Source organism: Pseudomonas sp. GM79, assembly GCF_000282495.1.
Taxonomy (GTDB): Bacteria; Pseudomonadota; Gammaproteobacteria; order Pseudomonadales; family Pseudomonadaceae; genus Aquipseudomonas.
On record NZ_AKJE01000070.1, the window covers coordinates 1 to 633 of the forward strand.

Annotated in this window: 1 pseudogene; it reads left to right on the top strand. The window is 58.9% G+C overall.

The window, feature by feature from the left end:
• Window positions 1–44 precede the first annotated feature (44 nt).
• Window positions 45–633: pseudogene (locus PMI36_RS11040) on the top strand (electron transfer flavoprotein subunit alpha/FixB family protein); the annotation flags it as partial.

A 633-nucleotide genomic window follows, 5' to 3' on the forward strand; every position in this document is an offset into this window, starting at 1 on the left:
CTGAACTGGTCGAGAAACTGAAGAACGAAGCGAAGGTGATCTGAATGACGATCCTGGTGATTGCTGACTATTCCAAAGACGCGCAGGACAACAAAGTGCTGGCCCCGGCCACGCTGAACACTGTGGCGGCTGCCGCCAAGATCGGTGGTGATATCCATGTGCTGGTGGCTGGCGCCTTCGTAGGGTCCGTAGCTGAAGCCGCCGCGAAAATCGCTGGCGTGGCGAAAGTGTTGGTGGCCGACAACGCTGCCTACGCGTATCAACTGCCGGAAAACGTTGCCCCGTTAGTAGCAGGTCTGGTTATCGAGCAGCGCACGATTTACAGCCATGTGCTGGCCTCGGCTACCTCCAACGGCAAAAACATCCTGCCACGCGTTGCCGCTCAGCTGGACGCTGACCAGATCTCCGAGATCACCTCGGTCGAAAGCGACGACACCTTCAAGCGCCCGATCTACGCCGGTAACGCCATCGCTACCGTACAGTCCAACGCTGCGGTCAAAGTGATCACCGTGCGTGCCACCGGTTTCGACCCGGTTGCAGCTGAAGGTGGTTCGGCGGCCGTTGAAGCGGTTGCGGCTGCTCACGATGCGGGTATTTCCACCTTCGTAGGTGAAGAACTGGCCAAGTCCGATC